Source organism: Nocardiopsis sp. NPDC057823 (assembly GCF_042797335.1).
GTDB classification, from domain to species: domain Bacteria; phylum Actinomycetota; class Actinomycetes; order Streptosporangiales; family Streptosporangiaceae; genus Nocardiopsis; species Nocardiopsis changdeensis.
In genome coordinates, this window is sequence record NZ_JBHVLR010000005.1 from 366,457 (window position 1) to 382,659 (window position 16,203).

14 protein-coding genes are annotated in these 16,203 nt (G+C 74.5%); 4 read left to right on the forward strand and 10 right to left on the reverse strand.

The window, feature by feature from the left end:
* Nucleotides 1-21: 21 nt before the first annotated feature.
* Nucleotides 22-1,059 (reverse strand): SDR family oxidoreductase, encoded by a 1,038-nt coding sequence (locus tag ACFVNO_RS12245; RefSeq protein WP_378891931.1) that lies wholly within the window; start codon nt 1,057-1,059, stop codon nt 22-24.
* 160 nt (nt 1,060-1,219) lie between these two features.
* On the opposite strand from ACFVNO_RS12245, the gene ACFVNO_RS12250 reads away from it, so the two are divergent.
* Both ACFVNO_RS12250 and ACFVNO_RS12255 read left to right on the forward strand, forming a co-directional pair.
* Nucleotides 1,220-3,100 (forward strand): glycoside hydrolase family 15 protein, encoded by a 1,881-nt coding sequence (locus ACFVNO_RS12250; RefSeq protein WP_378891934.1) that lies wholly within the window; start codon nt 1,220-1,222, stop codon nt 3,098-3,100.
* Nucleotides 3,090-3,626 carry a DUF1360 domain-containing protein gene (locus ACFVNO_RS12255; RefSeq protein ID WP_378891937.1) on the forward strand — a complete coding sequence of 179 codons (537 nt, stop codon included), beginning with the start codon at nt 3,090-3,092 and terminating at the stop codon, nt 3,624-3,626. The genes ACFVNO_RS12250 and ACFVNO_RS12255 overlap by 11 nt, the downstream gene beginning before the upstream one ends.
* 41 nt (nt 3,627-3,667) lie before the next feature.
* Here the strand turns inward: ACFVNO_RS12255 and ACFVNO_RS12260 are convergent, their stop codons facing one another.
* Nucleotides 3,668-4,108, reverse strand: coding sequence for a hypothetical protein (locus tag ACFVNO_RS12260; protein ID WP_355263440.1), 441 nt, complete (start codon nt 4,106-4,108; stop codon nt 3,668-3,670).
* Between the two features lie 174 nt (nt 4,109-4,282).
* On the opposite strand from ACFVNO_RS12260, the gene ACFVNO_RS12265 reads away from it, so the two are divergent.
* Complete coding sequence (locus ACFVNO_RS12265; RefSeq protein WP_378891940.1) at nt 4,283-5,410, forward strand: PQQ-dependent sugar dehydrogenase; 1,128 nt, start codon at nt 4,283-4,285, stop codon at nt 5,408-5,410.
* A gap of 102 nt (nt 5,411-5,512) precedes the next feature.
* Nucleotides 5,513-8,044 (forward strand): hypothetical protein, encoded by a 2,532-nt coding sequence (locus ACFVNO_RS12270; protein ID WP_378891943.1) that lies wholly within the window; start codon nt 5,513-5,515, stop codon nt 8,042-8,044.
* Nucleotides 8,045-8,135: 91 nt separating this feature from the next.
* Here ACFVNO_RS12270 and ACFVNO_RS12275 read toward each other — a convergent pair whose 3' ends face one another.
* The 8 genes from ACFVNO_RS12275 to ACFVNO_RS12310 form a co-directional block, all read right to left on the reverse strand.
* Nucleotides 8,136-10,721, reverse strand: a complete 2,586-nt coding sequence (locus ACFVNO_RS12275) for a glycoside hydrolase family 9 protein (RefSeq protein WP_378891946.1) — start codon at nt 10,719-10,721, stop codon at nt 8,136-8,138.
* 293 nt (nt 10,722-11,014) lie between these two features.
* A complete protein-coding gene (locus tag ACFVNO_RS12280; protein WP_378891949.1) occupies nt 11,015-11,884 on the reverse strand; it encodes a hypothetical protein in 870 nt (289 codons plus the stop codon).
* A gap of 102 nt (nt 11,885-11,986) precedes the next feature.
* Nucleotides 11,987-12,787: a hypothetical protein gene (locus ACFVNO_RS12285; protein ID WP_355263455.1), complete on the reverse strand. Its 801-nt coding sequence runs from the start codon at nt 12,785-12,787 to the stop codon at nt 11,987-11,989.
* A 165-nt stretch (nt 12,788-12,952) separates the two neighbouring features.
* Nucleotides 12,953-13,405 (reverse strand): hypothetical protein, encoded by a 453-nt coding sequence (locus tag ACFVNO_RS12290; protein ID WP_378891952.1) that lies wholly within the window; start codon nt 13,403-13,405, stop codon nt 12,953-12,955.
* Nucleotides 13,402-14,004 carry a hypothetical protein gene (locus ACFVNO_RS12295; protein ID WP_355263461.1) on the reverse strand — a complete coding sequence of 201 codons (603 nt, stop codon included), beginning with the start codon at nt 14,002-14,004 and terminating at the stop codon, nt 13,402-13,404. Before ACFVNO_RS12295 ends, ACFVNO_RS12290 begins: the two co-directional genes overlap by 4 nt.
* 363 nt (nt 14,005-14,367) lie before the next feature.
* Nucleotides 14,368-14,697, reverse strand: a complete 330-nt coding sequence (locus tag ACFVNO_RS12300; RefSeq protein ID WP_355263464.1) for a hypothetical protein — start codon at nt 14,695-14,697, stop codon at nt 14,368-14,370.
* Nucleotides 14,698-14,795: 98 nt separating this feature from the next.
* Complete coding sequence (locus tag ACFVNO_RS12305) at nt 14,796-15,353, reverse strand: hypothetical protein (RefSeq protein WP_378891956.1); 558 nt, start codon at nt 15,351-15,353, stop codon at nt 14,796-14,798.
* Nucleotides 15,354-15,426: 73 nt separating this feature from the next.
* A complete protein-coding gene (locus ACFVNO_RS12310) occupies nt 15,427-16,167 on the reverse strand; it encodes an SDR family oxidoreductase (RefSeq protein WP_355263470.1) in 741 nt (246 codons plus the stop codon).
* Between the last annotated feature and the right edge of the window lie 36 nt (nt 16,168-16,203).

Here is a 16,203-nt window from a genome sequence, read left to right on the forward strand (position 1 = left end):
TGGCCGTGCCGTCGGCCCCGGTCAGGACCTGGCGGCCCGGACGAGGCCGTAGACACCCGCCCCCGCGGCGAAACCCGCCAGGCCCGCGACCGCCAGGGCGCCGCGGCGCTGGCTCGCCTCCTGGAGCAGGCTGACCTCGCGGGCCTCGTCGTCGAACTCCCCGTGGGCCCCGTGGTCGTGCTCGGCGTCCAGGGGGGCGAACAGGTTGTCCCGCTCCGGCGGGGCGGCGTCGCGCACCTGGCCCTCGTAGCCGGTGCGGGCCAGGTAGAGGTCCAGCAGCCGGGGCGCGAACCGCTGCCCCAGCACGGTGGCCACCGTCGAGGGCGCCACCAGGTACCGCCTCCTGCGGGGGTGCTCGGCCGCCCATACGATGGCCCGGGCCGCCACCTCCGGCTGGTAGACCGGGGGCACCGGGCGGGTCCGGGCGCCCATGCGGGAACGCACCCAGGAGAACTGGGGGGTGTTGACCGCGGGCAGGTGCACCTCGGTGAACCGCACCCGCGAACCGTCGCGGAGCAGTTCGGCGCGCACGGAGTCGGTGAACCCGCGCACCGCGTGCTTGGCGCCGCAGTAGGCCGCCTGGTAGGGGATGCCGCGGTAGGCCAGCGCCGACCCCACCTGCACGATCACCCCCCGGTCCCGGGGGAGCATCCGGGCCAGGGCGGCCCGGGTGCCGTTCACGTAGCCGTGGTAGCAGACGTCCGTGGCCCGCGCGTACTCCTCGGGCCCGGTCCGGGTGAACGGGGCGATGACCGAGGCGAACGCCGAGTTGACCCACACGTCGACCGGCCCCAGCTCCTCCTCGGCCCGAGCCGCCGCGCCGTCCACGGCCGCGGGGTCACTCACGTCCACCTCCACGGCGAGGGCGGGCGCCCCCAGGGCCTCGGCCTCCCGCCGGGCGGCCTCCAGCCCGACCCGTCCCCGCGCCAGCAGGGCCACGGAGTACCCCCGCAGGGCGAACTCCCGGGCGGTGGCCCGGCCCACGCCCGCGGAGGCCCCGCTGACCACCGCCACCCCTCGGTCCCCCGGTGTCCTGTCCACCCCGGTCCTCTTCTCCACCCCGGTCCCTCCTCCGAGTCACCCGGTCGTTCGCGCCGGTGGCCACTACCCGGCGCCGCGCGTTTCATGTCCCCGCCCGTCCGGCCCCACCTGCGGTTTCATTCCGGGCTTCCGGGGCAGTCGGATCGGAACGGCGCAATCGACCGTCGCGGAGACGCCCATGAACCGGATGACCACGGACATCGGTGACCACGCCTTCCTCTCCGACTGCCACACCGCGGCCCTCGTCGGAGCGGACGGGGCGGTGGTGTGGATGTGCGCTCCGGCCTTCGACGGGCCGGCGTTCCTGGCCGGCCTCCTCGACCCGGAGCGCGGCGGCCGCTGGACCATGGAGGTGGCGGACGCGCGCCCGGCGGAGCGCTCCTACCTGGACGACAGCCTCGTACTGGAGAGCGTCTGGCGGGGTGAGGACACGGAGGTGGCCGTCCTCGACCTGCTCGCCCTGCGGCGGAACGGGAAGGGGGCGGACCTGTTCCGGGAGGGGCTGCTGCTGCGCATGGTGGAGTGTCGCTCGGGCGCCGCCGCGGTGCGCTCGCGCCTGTCCGTCCGGCCGGACTTCGGCCGCGGGAGCCCGGCGTGGGAGCAGCGGGGGGAGCACCTGGCGGAGACGTCGTCGGGGCTGCTGCTCTCCGGCGGCCCCGCCCTGCGCGTGGGCGAGGACGGCGACGTCGAATGGCGTGCCGAGCTCTCCGCCGGGGAGCACGCCCTGATGTGCCTGGACTACCTGCACGGGGAACGGGCGGTGGGCGAGGAGGAGGGTCGGGCCCTGCTGGAGGAGACCCTCGCCGCCTGGCGGGCGTGGGCCGGGCGCAGCGACTACCGGGGGGTCGGGGCCGAGCACGTCGACCGGAGCCTGCTCGTGCTGCGGGGGCTGCTCCACGAGGAGACGGGGGCGCTGATCTCGGCGCCCACCACCTCCCTGCCCGAGTGGCCGGGCGGGGAGCGCAACTGGGACTACCGCTACGTCTGGCACCGCGACGCCCCCCTGGTGGTCCTGACCTTCATGAGGCTGGGCCACATCGAGGAGGCGGAGCAGTACCTGCGCTTCCTGCTGAGCGCGTGCGGTGAGCCCCGGGGCTGGATCCAGCCCGTCCAGACCGTCCGGGGTACACCGCCGCCGAAGGAGGAGGAGCTCACCCACCTCTCCGGCCACCTGGGATCGCGCCCGGTGCGGGTGGGCAACGACGCCCACGGCCAGCACCAGCTCGACGTCTACGGCCACATCCTCGACGCCGCCCTGTACTACCACCAGGTCACCGGGCGCCTGAGCGAGGAGGACTTCGCCCGCCTGGTGTCCGTGGCGACCGTGGCGGCCGACGTGTGGCGGGAGCCGGACGAGGGGATCTGGGAGGTCCGCGGAGAGCGGCGGCACTGGACCAACTCCAAGGTCTACGCCTGGGTCTGCCTGGACCGCGCGATCAGGCTGGCCCGGCTCACCGGCCGTGAGGACGAGGTCCCCGAGGAGCGCTGGGCCGCCGAGCGCGACGCGATCCGGGCCGAGGTCCTCCGGCGCGGGTACGACCCGGAGACCGGATCGTTCATCCGCTACTACGGGTCCTCCCGTGTGGACGGCTCCCTGCTGCGGCTGCCGCTGCTGGGCTTCCTGGAGGGGGACGACCCCCGCGTCCTGGGCACGCTGGCGCGCGTCGACGAGGAGCTGGGGGAGGCGGGGTTCCTCGTCCACCGCTACGACCCGGCCGAGACCGACGACGGGCTGGAGTCCCCGGAGGGGGCCTTCCTCCTGTGCTCCTACGACATGGTGTCGGCCCTGGCGCTCGCCGGGCGGGAGGAGGAGGCGCGCCGGCGGTTCGAGGAGCTGTGCGGCCGGGCGGGCCCCCTCGGCCTCCAGGCCGAGGAGATGGCGTCCGACGGCTCCATGCTGGGCAACTTCCCCCAGAGCTTCACCCACCTCGCCCTGATCGAGGCCGCCATGAACCTGGAGTACGCGGACAACACGGACGCCCTGCACGCCTGGGCCGACCGCAGGGGGCCGGGCACGGGGGAGGGCGAAGGGGAGAGGAGTGCCGACCATGAACAGTGACGCCACCGACCCGGTGCAGGGGGCCAAGGAGGCGGTGCGCCGGGAGGCGGAGATCTACCGGGACGGCAGCGACCAGCCCCTGGGCGGCTACGCGGCGGCGATGGCGGTCTACGCGGCCTCCGTGGGCGCGGGCCTGGTGGCGGTGAAGCTGGCGGGGCGCCGGGGCGACGCCCGGGTGGGGCCGTGGGACCTCGCGCTCATGGGGCTGACCACCCACAAGGTCTCCCGGCTGCTGGCCAAGGACCCGGTCACCAGCCCGCTGCGGGCGTTCTTCACCCGCTTCCGCGGGGCCTCGGCGCCGGCGGAGCTCTCCGAGGAGGTGCGGGGAGAGGGCGGGCGCAAGGCCGCCGGCGAGCTGATCACCTGCCCGTTCTGCACCGCGCAGTGGATCGCCACGGGGTACGCCTTCGGGCTGGTCCTGGCGCCGGGGCTCACCCGGAGCGCGGGCGCGGTGTTCAGCGCCGTGGCGGTCTCCGACTGGCTCCAGCTGGCCTACGTCCGGCTGCAGAAGGCCCAGGAGGGGTAGCCCCGGCCGGTGCCGATCCGGCGCCCGGGGCGGCCGACGCCTCAGGCGCGCCCGCCACCGTCCTCGGGGTCGTCCTCCTCCGGTTCCCGGCCGCCGGCCACGCTGGTCTCGGGGGGAGCCCCCACGACGAAGCCGAAGAACACGTGGTCGGCGAGCAGTGCCCACCGCTCCCCGGGGCGTTCCCTCCGCGCGTGCCCCAGGCCGAGCGCCGGGGCCAGGAGCACCTCGAAGAGCCCCCAGGCGAGGACGCCGTAGACGGGGCCGGTGAGGCGCGATGCGCGCAGCCCCCTCGGGAGGAGCGCGAACACGGTGCCCGCGGTCGCCCCGTACGTCCAGTGGGCCAGCTCGATGACCGCGGTCCTCCTGTTCTCGGGGAAGGCCTCCAGCAGCGGCGGAACGCCCTGCCGCAGGATCTCGTCGGGCGGTGTGCGCTCGACGAACCCCAGCCCCACGGTCGCCTGCCGCATCCCGGTCATGGCCATGGATCCCACCGCTCCGCGCACCGCGCCCCTGAGCCACGGGTGTCGCGGAGGGGAGCCCTCTCTCCTGCCCATCGTGCCCCTCCCTCGGGTCGTGTGCATTCCCCTGACCCGAATCCCCGGGTTCACACATGGGCCCGGGCGGGTCGGGGGCGCGTCGGCGGGTAAGGGGCGGGCATGAGATCCACAGTGCGCACAGGAGCGGCGGGGCGGGCCGCGGCCGCCGCCGCGGCGGCGGCCCTGACGGCCGCCTGCGGGGCCGGCGGCACGTCCGGTGACACGGCGGGCGGCGCGGGCCCGGGGACCGGGGGCGCCCCGGGCACGGCCGGGGCGGCCGTGGGGGAGCCCCGGGTCCACGCCACCGGTCTGGAGGTCCCCTGGGGGGCGGCCGTGCTGCCGGACGGCTCGGTCCTGGTCGCCGAGCGGGACTCCGGCGAGGTGGTCCGGGTGGCCGAGGACGGCACCGCCGCGACGGTGGGCTCGGTGGAGGGCGTGTCCCCCGGCGGCGAGGGCGGGCTGCTGGGGCTGGCCGTCGACCCTGCCTTCCCCAACGAGCCCTACGTGTACGTCTACTTCACCTCCTCCTCCGACAACCGGATCGCACGCCTGGAGTACGACCCGCAGGAGGGCCTGACCGGTCAGGAGACCCTGCTCGACGGCATCCCCGCGGCGGGCAACCACAACGGCGGCCGGATCGCGTTCGGCCCCGACGGCTTCCTGTACGCCGGCACCGGCGACGCCGGGGACCCGTCGCTGTCCCAGGACAGGGACTCCCTGGGCGGCAAGATCCTGCGGATCACCACCGAGGGCGAGCCCGCCGGGGACAACCCCTTCGGCAACGCGGCCTACAGCTACGGCCACCGCAACGTGCAGGGCCTGGCCTGGGACGAGGAGGGGCGGCTGTACGCCACGGAGTTCGGACAGAACGAGTGGGACGAGGTCAACCTCATCGAGCCGGGCGGCAACTACGGCTGGCCCGAGGTGGAGGGCGAGGGCGGCGGCGACGGGTTCGTCGACCCGTTGGTCACCTGGACCACCGACGAGGCCTCGCCGAGCGGGGCCGCGGTGGCGGGCGGCTCCCTGTGGGTGGCCTCGCTGCGCGGCGCCCGGCTGTGGGAGGTCCCGCTCACCGGGGACGGCGGTGTCGGGGAGCCGACGGCGCACTTCACCGGGGAGTACGGGCGGCTGCGCACGGTCGTGGTCACCTCCGAGGGCGACGCCCTGTGGCTGTCCACCAGCAACCGGGACGGCCGGGGCGACCCGGCCGAAGAGGACGATCGGCTGTTCCTGGTGCCTTTGGGGTGAGCCCCCGGTATCCGGGACACGGGTGACACGCGAGGAGGATCATCCCGTCGTCCATCCCCCGCTTGATTACTCTAAGTAGTAATTAACTGCGGAGGGTGAGCTATGTCCGTGTTCCCCAGGGGTGCGCGACGGTCCGGACCGGGACGCGGGCCGCTGTCCGCGGCCATCGCGCTGATCGGCGCCTTCTCGATGGTCGCGGTCACGTCCGGAGGCGCCTGGGCCCAGCCCGGCCCGACCGGCTCCGAGGTCGTGGTGAAGGTCGGCGGGGTCCGCGCCGGGGACACGCCCGGCGCGCTGGACGGCGTGGTCCTCGGGCTGTTCGAGAACGCCGACGACGCGGAGCCGGTGGCCGAGTGCACCTCCACCGGCGGCGCCTGCACCTTCACCGTCCCCGGCACCGACGGCACCACCCGGTTCTGGATCAAGGAGGTCCGGGTTCCCGACGGGTGGTTCTCCAACCCCGCGCTGCGCACCGGGGAGGGCACCGGCGAAGCCTCGCAGGCGGACCCCTACGTGTTCAGGACACCGCCCCTCGAACCCGGCGGGACCTACACCTCCGGCGCGGAGTTCATGGCCCAGGGCGGCCGCGCGGACCGGGCCGCCTCCGGCGGGTACTGGCAGGTCTCGCGCGACAACGTCCCCCTCCCGCAGCGGTGCGGGCTGGACGTCGCGCTGCTGCTGGACACGTCCGGCTCGGTGGAGGACGAGCTCCCCGAGCTGAAACAGGCCGCCGACACCATCACGGACTCCCTCGTGGGGACCCCGTCCCAGATGGCCCTCTTCTCCTTCTCCAGCTCCTCCCCGGCGGAGCGGGGGGAGAACCACCCCGGCCCGGTGCCCGTCACCACCCCCGAGCAGGCCGACGCCTTCAAGGCCCTGTACCGGGACTGGGCGGCCGAGGGCGGGACGAACTGGGACGTCGCCCTCGACACGGTGGCGGGCGCCGGGGCGCACTACGACCTCGTGCTGATGATCACCGACGGCGCCCCCACCTTCTACCGGAACGAGCAGGGGCCGGGGGACTTCACCCGCTTCCGGGAGACGGAGGAGGCGGTCTTCTCCGCGAACCTGCTCAAGGAGAAGGGCTCCAGGCTGGTCGTCGCCGGGGTCGGCGACGGTATCGACACGGAGACCGAACTGAACCTGAGGGCGGTCACCGGGCCCGTGGAGTTCGACGGGTCGAGCATGCTGGAGGCCGACTACCTGCACACCGGCGACTTCGGGGCCGTCGGCGAGGCCATCCGCGAGATGGTCGGGCAGATGTGCTCCGGCAGCCTGTCGGTGACCAAGATGATCGTCCCCGAGGGGAACGGGGAGGGCGATCTCAGCGGCGCGGTGCCGGCCGGCCCGGGCTGGACCTTCGACGCCGGGACCGGGACGGAGGGGGCCGCCGTCGACCCGGCCTCGGCGACCACCGGGGACGACGGGACCGGGACGGTCAACTTCGCCCTGGCCTACCCGCACGGCGCGGAGTCGGCGGTCGTCGAGATCACCGAGCGGCAGCGGGACGGGTACCGGCTGGTGCCCCAGGACGGCGAGACCGCGCGCTGCGTGGAGCTGACCGGGGAGGGCGGGGGCGAGCCCCTCGACGTCGAGTCCCGGCCGGGCGACGACCCCGCCTTCGCGGTGTCCGTGCCCGCCGCGGCCCCGGTGAACTGCACCGTCTACAACCAGAAGGCGCCGGACCCGCCGGCCGACCTCACCGTTGACAAGTCCTGGTGGATCGACGGGCTCGTCTACCCGGAGGGGGAGCAGCCCGACGGGTTCGGGTCCGCCCTGAGCCTGGCCGACGGCGAGGTCCTCACCCCGCAGCCCTGGGGCGAGGCCCGGGGCGGGTACCCGGCCGGCGGAACGGTGGCGGGACAGGAGGTCATGACGGCGCCGGAGCAGTGCTCCCTGGTGCTGGCCGAGGCCCGGCCCGCGGGGGAGGAGAGCCCCTTCGACGGCCTCGGACCCGGGGCGGAGGGCACCCGTGAGGACGGGTACCGGGAGGACTTCGGGTTCGCCCTGTCCGCGGAGCACAACCGCTACACCGTGTACAACGCGTTCACCTGCGACACCCGGCTGACTCTGGTCAAGGAGGTGGACAACACCGGCGGCGGCACGGCCGGGCCCGGCGACTGGACGCTGACGGCGGCCGGGGACGGCGGGACGGTCAGCGGTCCCGGGGGAGGCCCCGCGGTGACCGGGGCGGCGGTCGTCCCCGGCGACTACGAGCTGGGCGAGGCGGGCCCCGAGGGGTACACCGCGGGCCCGTGGAGCTGCCGGGCGGAGGGCTCGGACGAGGAGCTCGCCACGGGTGGCACGGTGGAGGTCGGCCCGGGGGAGCACGTCACGTGCCGGGTGCTCAACACCTTCGTGCCCGGACCGGGCCCGGGCCCGAGTCCTTCACCGAGTCCGTCGCCGAGCCCGACACCGAGTCCGAGCCCGTCGCCCGGTGAGGAGCCGAGCCCGTCGCCCGAGCCGGGCGGACCCGGTCCGCGGCCCCAGGCCCCGGACGGGCCCCCGGACAGGGGCGGGCTGCCGGTCACCGGGACGCCCGTGCTCGGCGCCGTCGCCGCAGCCGCACTGCTCATCGCGGCCGGGGTGATCTCCCTGTTCCTGGTGCGCAGGCGGCCGCGGACCGAAGGGTAGCCCGGGATCGGGGCGGGGCCCGCGCTCTCCTGCGGGTCCCCGCCCCTTCCCGGCCGGCGGTGCGCTCGGGAGTGCGCACCGCCGGGGAGGATCAGCGGCAGACGCTCCCGTTGAGCGTGAAACGCTCGGGTGAGGCGTTCGGTCCGGGTCCGCGCGACCCGGTGAAACCGAAGGTCACCTCGTCGCCCGCGCCGATCTCGGCGTTCCAGTCCAGGGCGTGCGCGGTCACCGCGCGCCCGGACTGCGTCAGGTCGGTGCTCCAGTGCTCGCGCACCGTCTGGGAACCGGGGAAGAACCAGGCCAGGGTCCAGTCGGCCAGCGCCTCACCGCCGGTGTTGCGCACGACCACCTGGGTGGTGGCCCCGCCCTCCCAGGTGCCGTGCACCCGGTAGTCCACCTCGCAGGTGGACTCCGCGGGCGGCGCGGCGTCGCCCTGGTCGGCCGCGAACGCCGACACCCAGGCCAGGGTCGAGTTCCAGTTGATCGTCAGCTCGTTGGTCGCCCACGAGTCGATGTCGTCGATGTGGCAGAACTGCGGCGCGCACCCGTCCAGGTTCGCCTGCGCGATCGGGTCCCAGGTCGCGGTGTCGGAGTTGGGTCCGCCGGAGAGGGTGCCCGGCGGCGGGTTGGGCAGGGACGGGTCCAGCTGGTGCGCGTACCAGCGGCTGTGCTGGTTCTCCGTGTACGCCGTTCCGTACCCGGTCACGTAGGAGCTGTTGAGGGCGTTGCGGCCCAGGATGTAGTCCACGCCCTCCAGGACGGCGTCCCGGAACCGGGTGTCGCCGTCGATGTCGTACGCGGTGGCGACCACCACCAGGTTGTTGAGGACCAGGCCGTTGGAGCCCCAGGCGAACACCCCGCTCGCCGGGGCGTACGCCAGGCCGTAGGGGTGGCCGGCCGCGGCGTCCGCGTACTGTTCGGCCCCCTCGACCACGGAGGCGCGCACCGCCTCCCGGTCGGGCAGGCCGTTGGGCACGGTGGCCAGCTGGAGGCGGCCCAGGGGGGCGGTCCACCTCCAGTCGAAGCCGTCGGCCGTGAACACGTCGGCGGTGTGCAGCTCCGACGACGTCACCGCCTCCTCGTACTCCGCGGCGCCGGTGGCCAGGTACAGCTCGGCGGCGGCCCAGTAGAACTCGTCGGCGACCTCGTCGTCGTTGTAGGGCCCGCCGCCCTCGCCGCCCACCTCGGCGTAGCGGTCGGGGTGGGCCCGGGCGGCGTCCCAGGCGGCCTCGGCCGCCGTCAGGCAGGTGGCGGCGAACTCGGCGTCGTAGGGGGCGAACACCCGCGAGCACTGGGCGGCGGTCGCGGCCAGGTTGAGGGTGGCCGCGGTCGAGGGCGCGTGCAGGTAGCGGGGCTGGGGATCGGCGGCGGGCATCAGGGGCAGCCCGGTCCAGCGCTCGTCGTGGACCTTGTGGTGCGCCATCCCGGCGAGCTCCTCGCCCGCGGGCACCTGCATGGACAGCAGGAACTCCATCTCCCAGCGCGCCTCGTCGAGGACGTCGGGGACCCCGTTGTCGCGTTCGGGCACGGCCAGGGTGGAGTCGCCGACCCGTTCGGGGTCCCCGGTGGGCGCCGTGTGCGCGCGTTCGTAGACGCTCATCAGCTGATGCACGGAGATGCCGCCGTTGACCACGTACTTGCCGTGGTCCCCGGCGTCGTACCAGCCGCCGGAGACGTCGAGCGAATAGTCGCAGGGGGTGCTCGGGTGGCAGGTGACCTCGGTGTCGCCGCGGTTGGGCGCGACACCGGCGTGCCCGGCCTCCCGCGCGTAGCCGGGGGCGATCTCGTCGAGGATCTCGATCCCGCTGCGCTGGGTGTAGTAGAACTCCAGCGCGTCCGTCGCCAGGGACCGGTAGGGGTCGGCGCCGATCCCGAAGGGGTGGCTCGTCTCCCCGTCGGCGGTCAGGGTGTAGCCCTCGCCGGGGGTGGTGACGTGTCCGAAGCCGATGGTGTGCACGTTCTGCCCGGAGGTGTCGTCCAGGCCGCGGGGGACGGTGTCACCCGTGGCGACGACGGTGCCGTCGGCGTCGGCCAGGCTCCAGGGCAGCGGGTCGGCGGCGTCGGTGACCACGGTGGCGTTCTTGGGCCCCTGCGGCAGGTAGCCGACCTGGTTGACGCGCACGCGGGGGCCGGTGTCGGGCACGTACACGGGGGGCTCGGCCCCGCCGAGCAGGGAGACGTCGTCCAGGCACAGGGTCCAGGGGTCGGCGGCTCCGCCGACCTGGAAGGCGATCTGGGCGGCGTCGTGGTCGGCCCCCGCCGTGAACACGTACTCGTACCCGCCCATCTCCGGCGTGAGGACGGGGCGCTCGTCGAGTTCGGTGCGCCAGGGGTCGACCGCCTCCTGGACCAGGGCCCGGACGGGGCGTTCGGCGGTGCCGGAGGCGGTGAAGGAGAAGGTGTAGGACTCGCCCGCGACGAGCGGTACGTCGTTCTGGCCGACGATGACCTCCCACGGGTCGGAGGTGCCGCCGGGCACCTCGACGCACAGGACCTCGTCCTCGGTGACGGTCAGTTCGATCTGGGGCGTGCCCCACCAGCCGGAGGTCCCGTCGGAGAAGTCGCCGTTGACGATCTGTTCCACGGGTTCGTCGTCGGCCAGGGCCGGGGCGGAGGTCAGGGGGAGGGTCAGGAGGGCGGCGGTGCCCAGGACCGCGGGGGTTCTTCGTGGACTCAAGGGGGGTCGTCCTTCCGGGCGGGCCGAGCAGCCGGCCGCGAACGGTCTGGGAGCGCTCCCAGACAAAAGGTACGACCATTGTTGTGTTGCCCGTCACACGTGTCAATGGGGGTTGTCGGAGGGATCTCCGTCCGGGCCGGGAACCGCGCGGTGCCCGGCCCGGGAGGCGGGGGCGCCCCGCCGGACCGCCGCGCCCGGGGTGCCAGGGGCGGCGCTCTCCGGACCGGCGAGGGCGTGCGGGTGCCCGCGGAGCCGGGCCGACCGGCTCCGCGGGCACCCGGCCGGCCGGCGGCTCAGACGTTCTCCTCCAGGTGGTCCATCACGATCCCCAGCATCTCCTCGAACGCCTCGTCCTGCTCCCGGGCCAGGGCGCGGGCCTCCTCCCGCATCCTCCTCTCGGCGCACGCCATGGACTCGGCGTTGTCGTAGCTCGCCTCCAGCCTGCAGTCGCGCACCGAGGGGGAGTACAGGTCGACCGGGCCCTGGTCGGGCGGGACCCGCCAGTCCACCCGCCCCAGCATGAAGAAGACGTCGCCGACCTGCCCCCACGCCATGTGCGAGGTCCGGTGGGTGGCCCAGCCGTCGCCGATCCGCAGGACCAGCCCGCCTCCGTTCTCGGGCAGCGAGGCCGAGCGGAAGCGCTCGGCGACGCCGTTCAGGCCGGAGACGTCGTCGAACGTCAGGGAGAACCCGTCCCCGCACTCCCCGAGGACCCGCTCCAGGCGTCCGTCCCGGTCGACCGGCGGGAAGTCGCCGGAGGCCACCACGTAGCTGAAGGCCCCGGTGACGGCCGGCTCCCGCGGCTCCGACCCGGGGTCGTCCTCCCCGGGGGAGGCGGAGGGCTCCTCCGGCAGCGGGGAGGCGTCGGACGGCGGCCGCAGGCTCAGCGCGGCGCCCTCGCCGGTCCCCTCGGGGAAGACGTCCGGCGGTTCGGCCAGCGCGTCCCCGCAGGACGAGGGGAACACCGAGGAGATGTGCTCGGCGCTGGACAGCCTTCCGTCGAAACCGTCCATGTCGATCCACTCGCGGACGTAGCCGTCGGGCAGTTCCTCCTGGAACGGGAGCAGGTCGTTCATGCGCTGCGTCGCCGTCAGTTCGACGTTCGAGCAGCCGGTGAGGGCGGCGGCCAGGACCGCGGGGACGACGAGGATTCGGAACCGCATGCGAAGGAGCACCTCTGGGGGTCGGGGCGTGTACCGGCCCCTACGACGCCCTTCGTGCGCACGCGGTTCCGACGGGTGACCGTCCGGATCCGGACGCCGCGGTCACTCCTCTTCCCCGGCCTCCCCGGCCGCCCCATCGGCCTCGGGCGCCCCATCGGTCTCGGCGGGGGCCAGGCCGCGCGCCACCACCTGCTCGGTGAGGATGCGGCGCACCTCCTCGGCGTCCCCGGCGTGCCCGGGGTGACCGGTGCGCTCGCTCAGCTCCCGCAGCACCGCCGCGACCACGGAGTCCTCGGTCACCAGACCGGAGAGCGGCGCGGCCTCCACCGCCTCACGCCAACGGCGCAGGGCGTCCAGCCGCCCGTGGACGACCGCCTCTCGGGTGATGTGGAAGAGCTGGTCCAGGTTGCGGTGGTAGGAGGCCGGGTCGGCCAGGTCCGCGTCGACCACCACGACCGGGCGGACCCCCGAGCCCTCCGGCCGCAGGTGGTAGACCCGCCAGGCCCGGCCGTTGGTCAGGAAGACCCACTCCGCGCCCTCCTGGGAGGCCAGGCGGCGGGCCATCTGGATATTGCGCAGGTCCAGGTCTTGGCCGATCCCCCGCACCTCCACGGGAGCGAACAGCTTCCCGTCCAGCACGATGGCGTAGTCGTTGGACTCCCCGCCCGTCCGGTAGTCGGTGGTGAGGTCGTGGTACTTGCTGAAATTGAGGCCGACGCTGAAGAAGTCGGCGACCAGGAGCCGCGTGTCCCCCTCGTTGGCGTCGCGGTCCGCCAGGTCGGCGATCGGCCCGGCGAAGCGGTCCATGGCCGCGGCGACCCGGCTGCGCACGGACTCCTGCCAGCTCAGGGTGGTGGTGAACTCACCGGTCCGGCTCATGACCTGGGTTTCTTCAACATCCATGAACATCCGCTCCCGTTCGTGCCGAAAAGCCCCGTCCCACGGCCTTCTCCGGCACGGCGGGGGCGCGGACAGGGGAAGATCCGGCCACGATGCTACAGCCCGCCCACGGCGCGTACCGCCCCGGGAGCGAAGGTCCCGGGGCGGTACGGACGGTTCCGGAGGCCGTCAGCGGGGGCGGCCGTCGAGGATCTCCTCCACGAACGCCCGGTAGCCGCGCAGCGCCACACGGAGGTTCTCGGTGTCGGCACCGTCCTCCCAGGCGGACCGCAGCTCCGACCGGCGGGCCTCGACGCCCTCGATGAGCGTCCGGACCACCTCCTCGGCCACCAGGTCGGCCTCGCCCACGGCCTTGCCGGGGTCGTCCACGAAGCCGTTGACCGCAGCGGCCATGCGCTCGCGGATCTCGTCGCCCCTGGACGGGCCGGACGGCCCCCCGCCCCCGTGCCCCCGGTGTCCGGGGTCGGGAGGGGCCGTCCGAGACCTGGCCGCCGGTACGGCGACGGCCTCCACCCCGGTCCCCTCGGGGCGGTCGTGGACCTCCGCCCCGGCCCCCGCGGGCCCGGCCGCCCCCGCGGCGCGGGCGCGCCGGCCCGGTGTGTTCTCCTCGGTCCGCTTCATCGCGCCACCTCCGGGGTCACAGCGTGCGCGGCCGGCCGGACGGCCGCCCCGCCCAGCAGGGACTCCAGGAGGCCGCGGTGGGCCACCAGGACCTCGCGCAGGTGCTCGGTGTCGGTCGTGTCCGTGTCGGTGCGAACGGTCCGGTGCACGGCGGCGACCTCGTCTCCGTGGTCGGCCGACAGGTCGGCGAGGCGGTACTCGAAGGAGTCGTCGTCGATCCCGGAGGGCTCCTCCGGGTAGCCGAGCGCGACGGAGACCTCCGTCAGGAGCCGCCGGGAGCCCCGCAGGGCGCCGGCCGGGTCGTCCACGAACCGCTGCTGGACCGCGAGCCACGCCTCCCGGTACCGGTCCTTCTCCGCGTCCGTGGGACGCCGGACCCGGACCTCCCTGCGCCGGTCCAGCCGCCGGGACAGCTCGCGCTCCGCGGACCTCGTGTCGCCGCTGGTCATGAGCACGTGGTCGTACTCGCCGCCGAACCGCTTGCGCAGCCGCGTGCGGTGGCCCATCGGAACCCTGCCACTCCCGAGGGAGAGGACCAAGGCGACGGCGAGGACGAGCAGGACCGCCGCGCCGATGATGATGTACGTCGTCGTGTCCACGAGGGTTCACCTCCTATGCCTCATCCCCTGCCCGTGTCCTTTTCGGGGAAACGGCGGGAAGGCGTTTCCGGGGCGGACGGAGATGCGTTATCCCAAGTGAAAGCCCGGAAAAAAATATCGCGGGCCCGGGAGCGCCGACACGTGCTTTCGGCGTTCCCGGACCGGCGGCGCGGACCGGCTGTGACGGGCCGTCGACCCGGGGGAGGGGGTGCTCCGCAGGGGCATCCGCTCCGGTGGAGGTGTGATCGAAGCGGTATTCACCGTGCCCGCCGAGGCCGTTTATCCGAGGCTCGGTCGAGGTGTTCGTAAAACGTGACAAGGCCGCTTTTTCGCAGCTCGGGCGGGCTTTTTCGCGAGCAGATGTTATCTGCCCGTGATCAGGCTCTGGACGAAGGAGCGGTAGGAGCGCAGCGCTAGCCGGAGGGTCTCGGTGTCGGCGCCCTCGTCCCACGCCGCGCGCAGCGCCGCCCGCCGGGACTCGATCTCGGCGACCAGGGCGTCGGCCACCTCCGAGGCCAGCGCGTCCGCCTCGGCCACCGCGCCGCGGGGGTCGTCCACGAACCCGGTGACCGCGCCGCCCATCCGGTCCCGGGCCGACCCCGGGTCCACCCCGCGCGGCCGGGGCCGCCAGCCGTCCTCCGCGGTGGGCCCGCCGCCGCGCGCCGGTGCCGCCTTGCCGGTCTCCTCAGCCACCGTGTCCGCCTTCCGTCGTGCCGCGGCGCGCGCCGTCCGCGCGCGCCCCTCGTGTGCGCGCAGGGTCCAGCGCACCCGGCCCTCCGCTTCGGAATGGTTCACCGCTGCGCCTCCGATCCGCGTACACCGGTCCCGCCCAGCAGGGCCTCCACGAGCCGCCGGTGGGCCACCAGCAGCTCGCGCAGGTGCTCGGTACCCTCGGTGCCGTCCCCCTGGACCCGGTGCACCTCGGCGACCTCCGCCGGATGGTCCACCGACAGGGTCCCCAGCAGGCGCTCGAACTCCTCCCCGGGCGGGTGCCCCAGGTCGAGGGCGATCGCCGCGATGACCGCCCGCGCGTCCCGCACCGAGCGCTCGGGGTCGTCGACGAACCCCTGCTGCACCGCCACCCAGGAGCGCGCGTGGTCGTCGCGCAGCTCGTCGGGGATGGCGCGCGGTCTCAGGGAGGAACGGCGCGACAGCCGCTCGGAGAGGTCGCGTTCGGCGTCCGCGGTGTTCCCGTGCAGGTGCAGGGCGTGGTCGTACTCCGCGCCGAAGCGCCGTCTGAGCCGGGCCGTGCGGCGCGCCGGGAGGATCGCGGAACGGAGGGCGATCCCGGCGCCCAGGGCCGCCACGATCACCACCAGGACGAGGATGACTAGGGGTGTCGTCTCCACGGGGGGCAACCTCCTGTGCAGAGAACCCTTGCCCCGGGGTCCCCCGGCGAAACCCGCGCGACCGGAGGCGGCCTCACCTGCCGCCGGCCACCCGCAGCACCGTTCCGCTCGCGTAGGAGGCCTCGGAGGACAGCAGCCAGGCGATCGCGTCGGCGATCTCCCCGGGACGTCCCGCACGTCGCAGCGGGATCGTCGCCGCCGCCCGGGCGGGGCGGCCGGGGTCGCCCATGGCGGCGTGCATGTCGGTCTCGATCACCCCGGGGGCGACCGCGTTGACCCGGATTCCGGACGGTCCCAACTCTTTGGAGAGGCCGACCGTCATGGCGTCCACCGCCGCCTTGGTCGCCGCGTAGTGGACGTACTCGTCCGGGCTGCCCAGGGTGGCCGCGGCCGAGGAGACGTTGACGATCGCCCCCGACCCCCGACTCCCCATGTCCCGCGCCGCCCGGCGGCAGCACAGCAGGTAGCCGAGCACGTTGACGTCGACCACCCGCTTGAGGACCGAGGTGTCGGCGTCGGCGAACCGGCCCAGCGGCCCGGTCACCGCGGCGTTGTTGACCAGGCCGGTCACCGGCCCCAGCGCCTCCGCGGTGTCGAACAGCCGGTCGACGTCGGCCTCGACGGAGGTGTCCATGCGCACCGCCGTGCACCGGGCCCCGGCCGCGCGCACCTGCTCGGCGGTCCGCTCCGCGGCACCGGTGTCCGAGGCGTAGCCGAACACGATGTCGTGCCCGTCGCCGGCCAGCCGCACACAGGTCGCGGCACCGATGCCCCGGCCGCCGCCGGTGACCACGGTGAGAGGTCGCGTCGTCATGGGTCCCCTTCCCCGGGGCGGGCGACGGGCCCCTCG

Excerpts from the sequence above, each read along its gene's own strand:
- ACFVNO_RS12250 (WP_378891934.1), top strand. The coding sequence starts at position 1,220 with ATGAACCGGATGACCACGGACATCGGTGACCACGCCTTCCTCTCCGAC.
- ACFVNO_RS12255 (WP_378891937.1), top strand. The coding sequence starts at position 3,090 with ATGAACAGTGACGCCACCGACCCGGTGCAGGGGGCCAAGGAGGCGGTG.
- ACFVNO_RS12260 (WP_355263440.1), bottom strand. The coding sequence starts at position 4,108 with ATGGCCATGACCGGGATGCGGCAGGCGACCGTGGGGCTGGGGTTCGTC.
- ACFVNO_RS12265 (WP_378891940.1), top strand. The coding sequence starts at position 4,283 with ATGAGATCCACAGTGCGCACAGGAGCGGCGGGGCGGGCCGCGGCCGCC.
- ACFVNO_RS12270 (WP_378891943.1), top strand. The coding sequence starts at position 5,513 with ATGTCCGTGTTCCCCAGGGGTGCGCGACGGTCCGGACCGGGACGCGGG.
- ACFVNO_RS12280 (WP_378891949.1), bottom strand. The coding sequence starts at position 11,884 with ATGCGGTTCCGAATCCTCGTCGTCCCCGCGGTCCTGGCCGCCGCCCTC.
- ACFVNO_RS12285 (WP_355263455.1), bottom strand. The coding sequence starts at position 12,787 with ATGGATGTTGAAGAAACCCAGGTCATGAGCCGGACCGGTGAGTTCACC.
- ACFVNO_RS12290 (WP_378891952.1), bottom strand. The coding sequence starts at position 13,405 with ATGAAGCGGACCGAGGAGAACACACCGGGCCGGCGCGCCCGCGCCGCG.
- ACFVNO_RS12310 (WP_355263470.1), bottom strand. The coding sequence starts at position 16,167 with ATGACGACGCGACCTCTCACCGTGGTCACCGGCGGCGGCCGGGGCATC.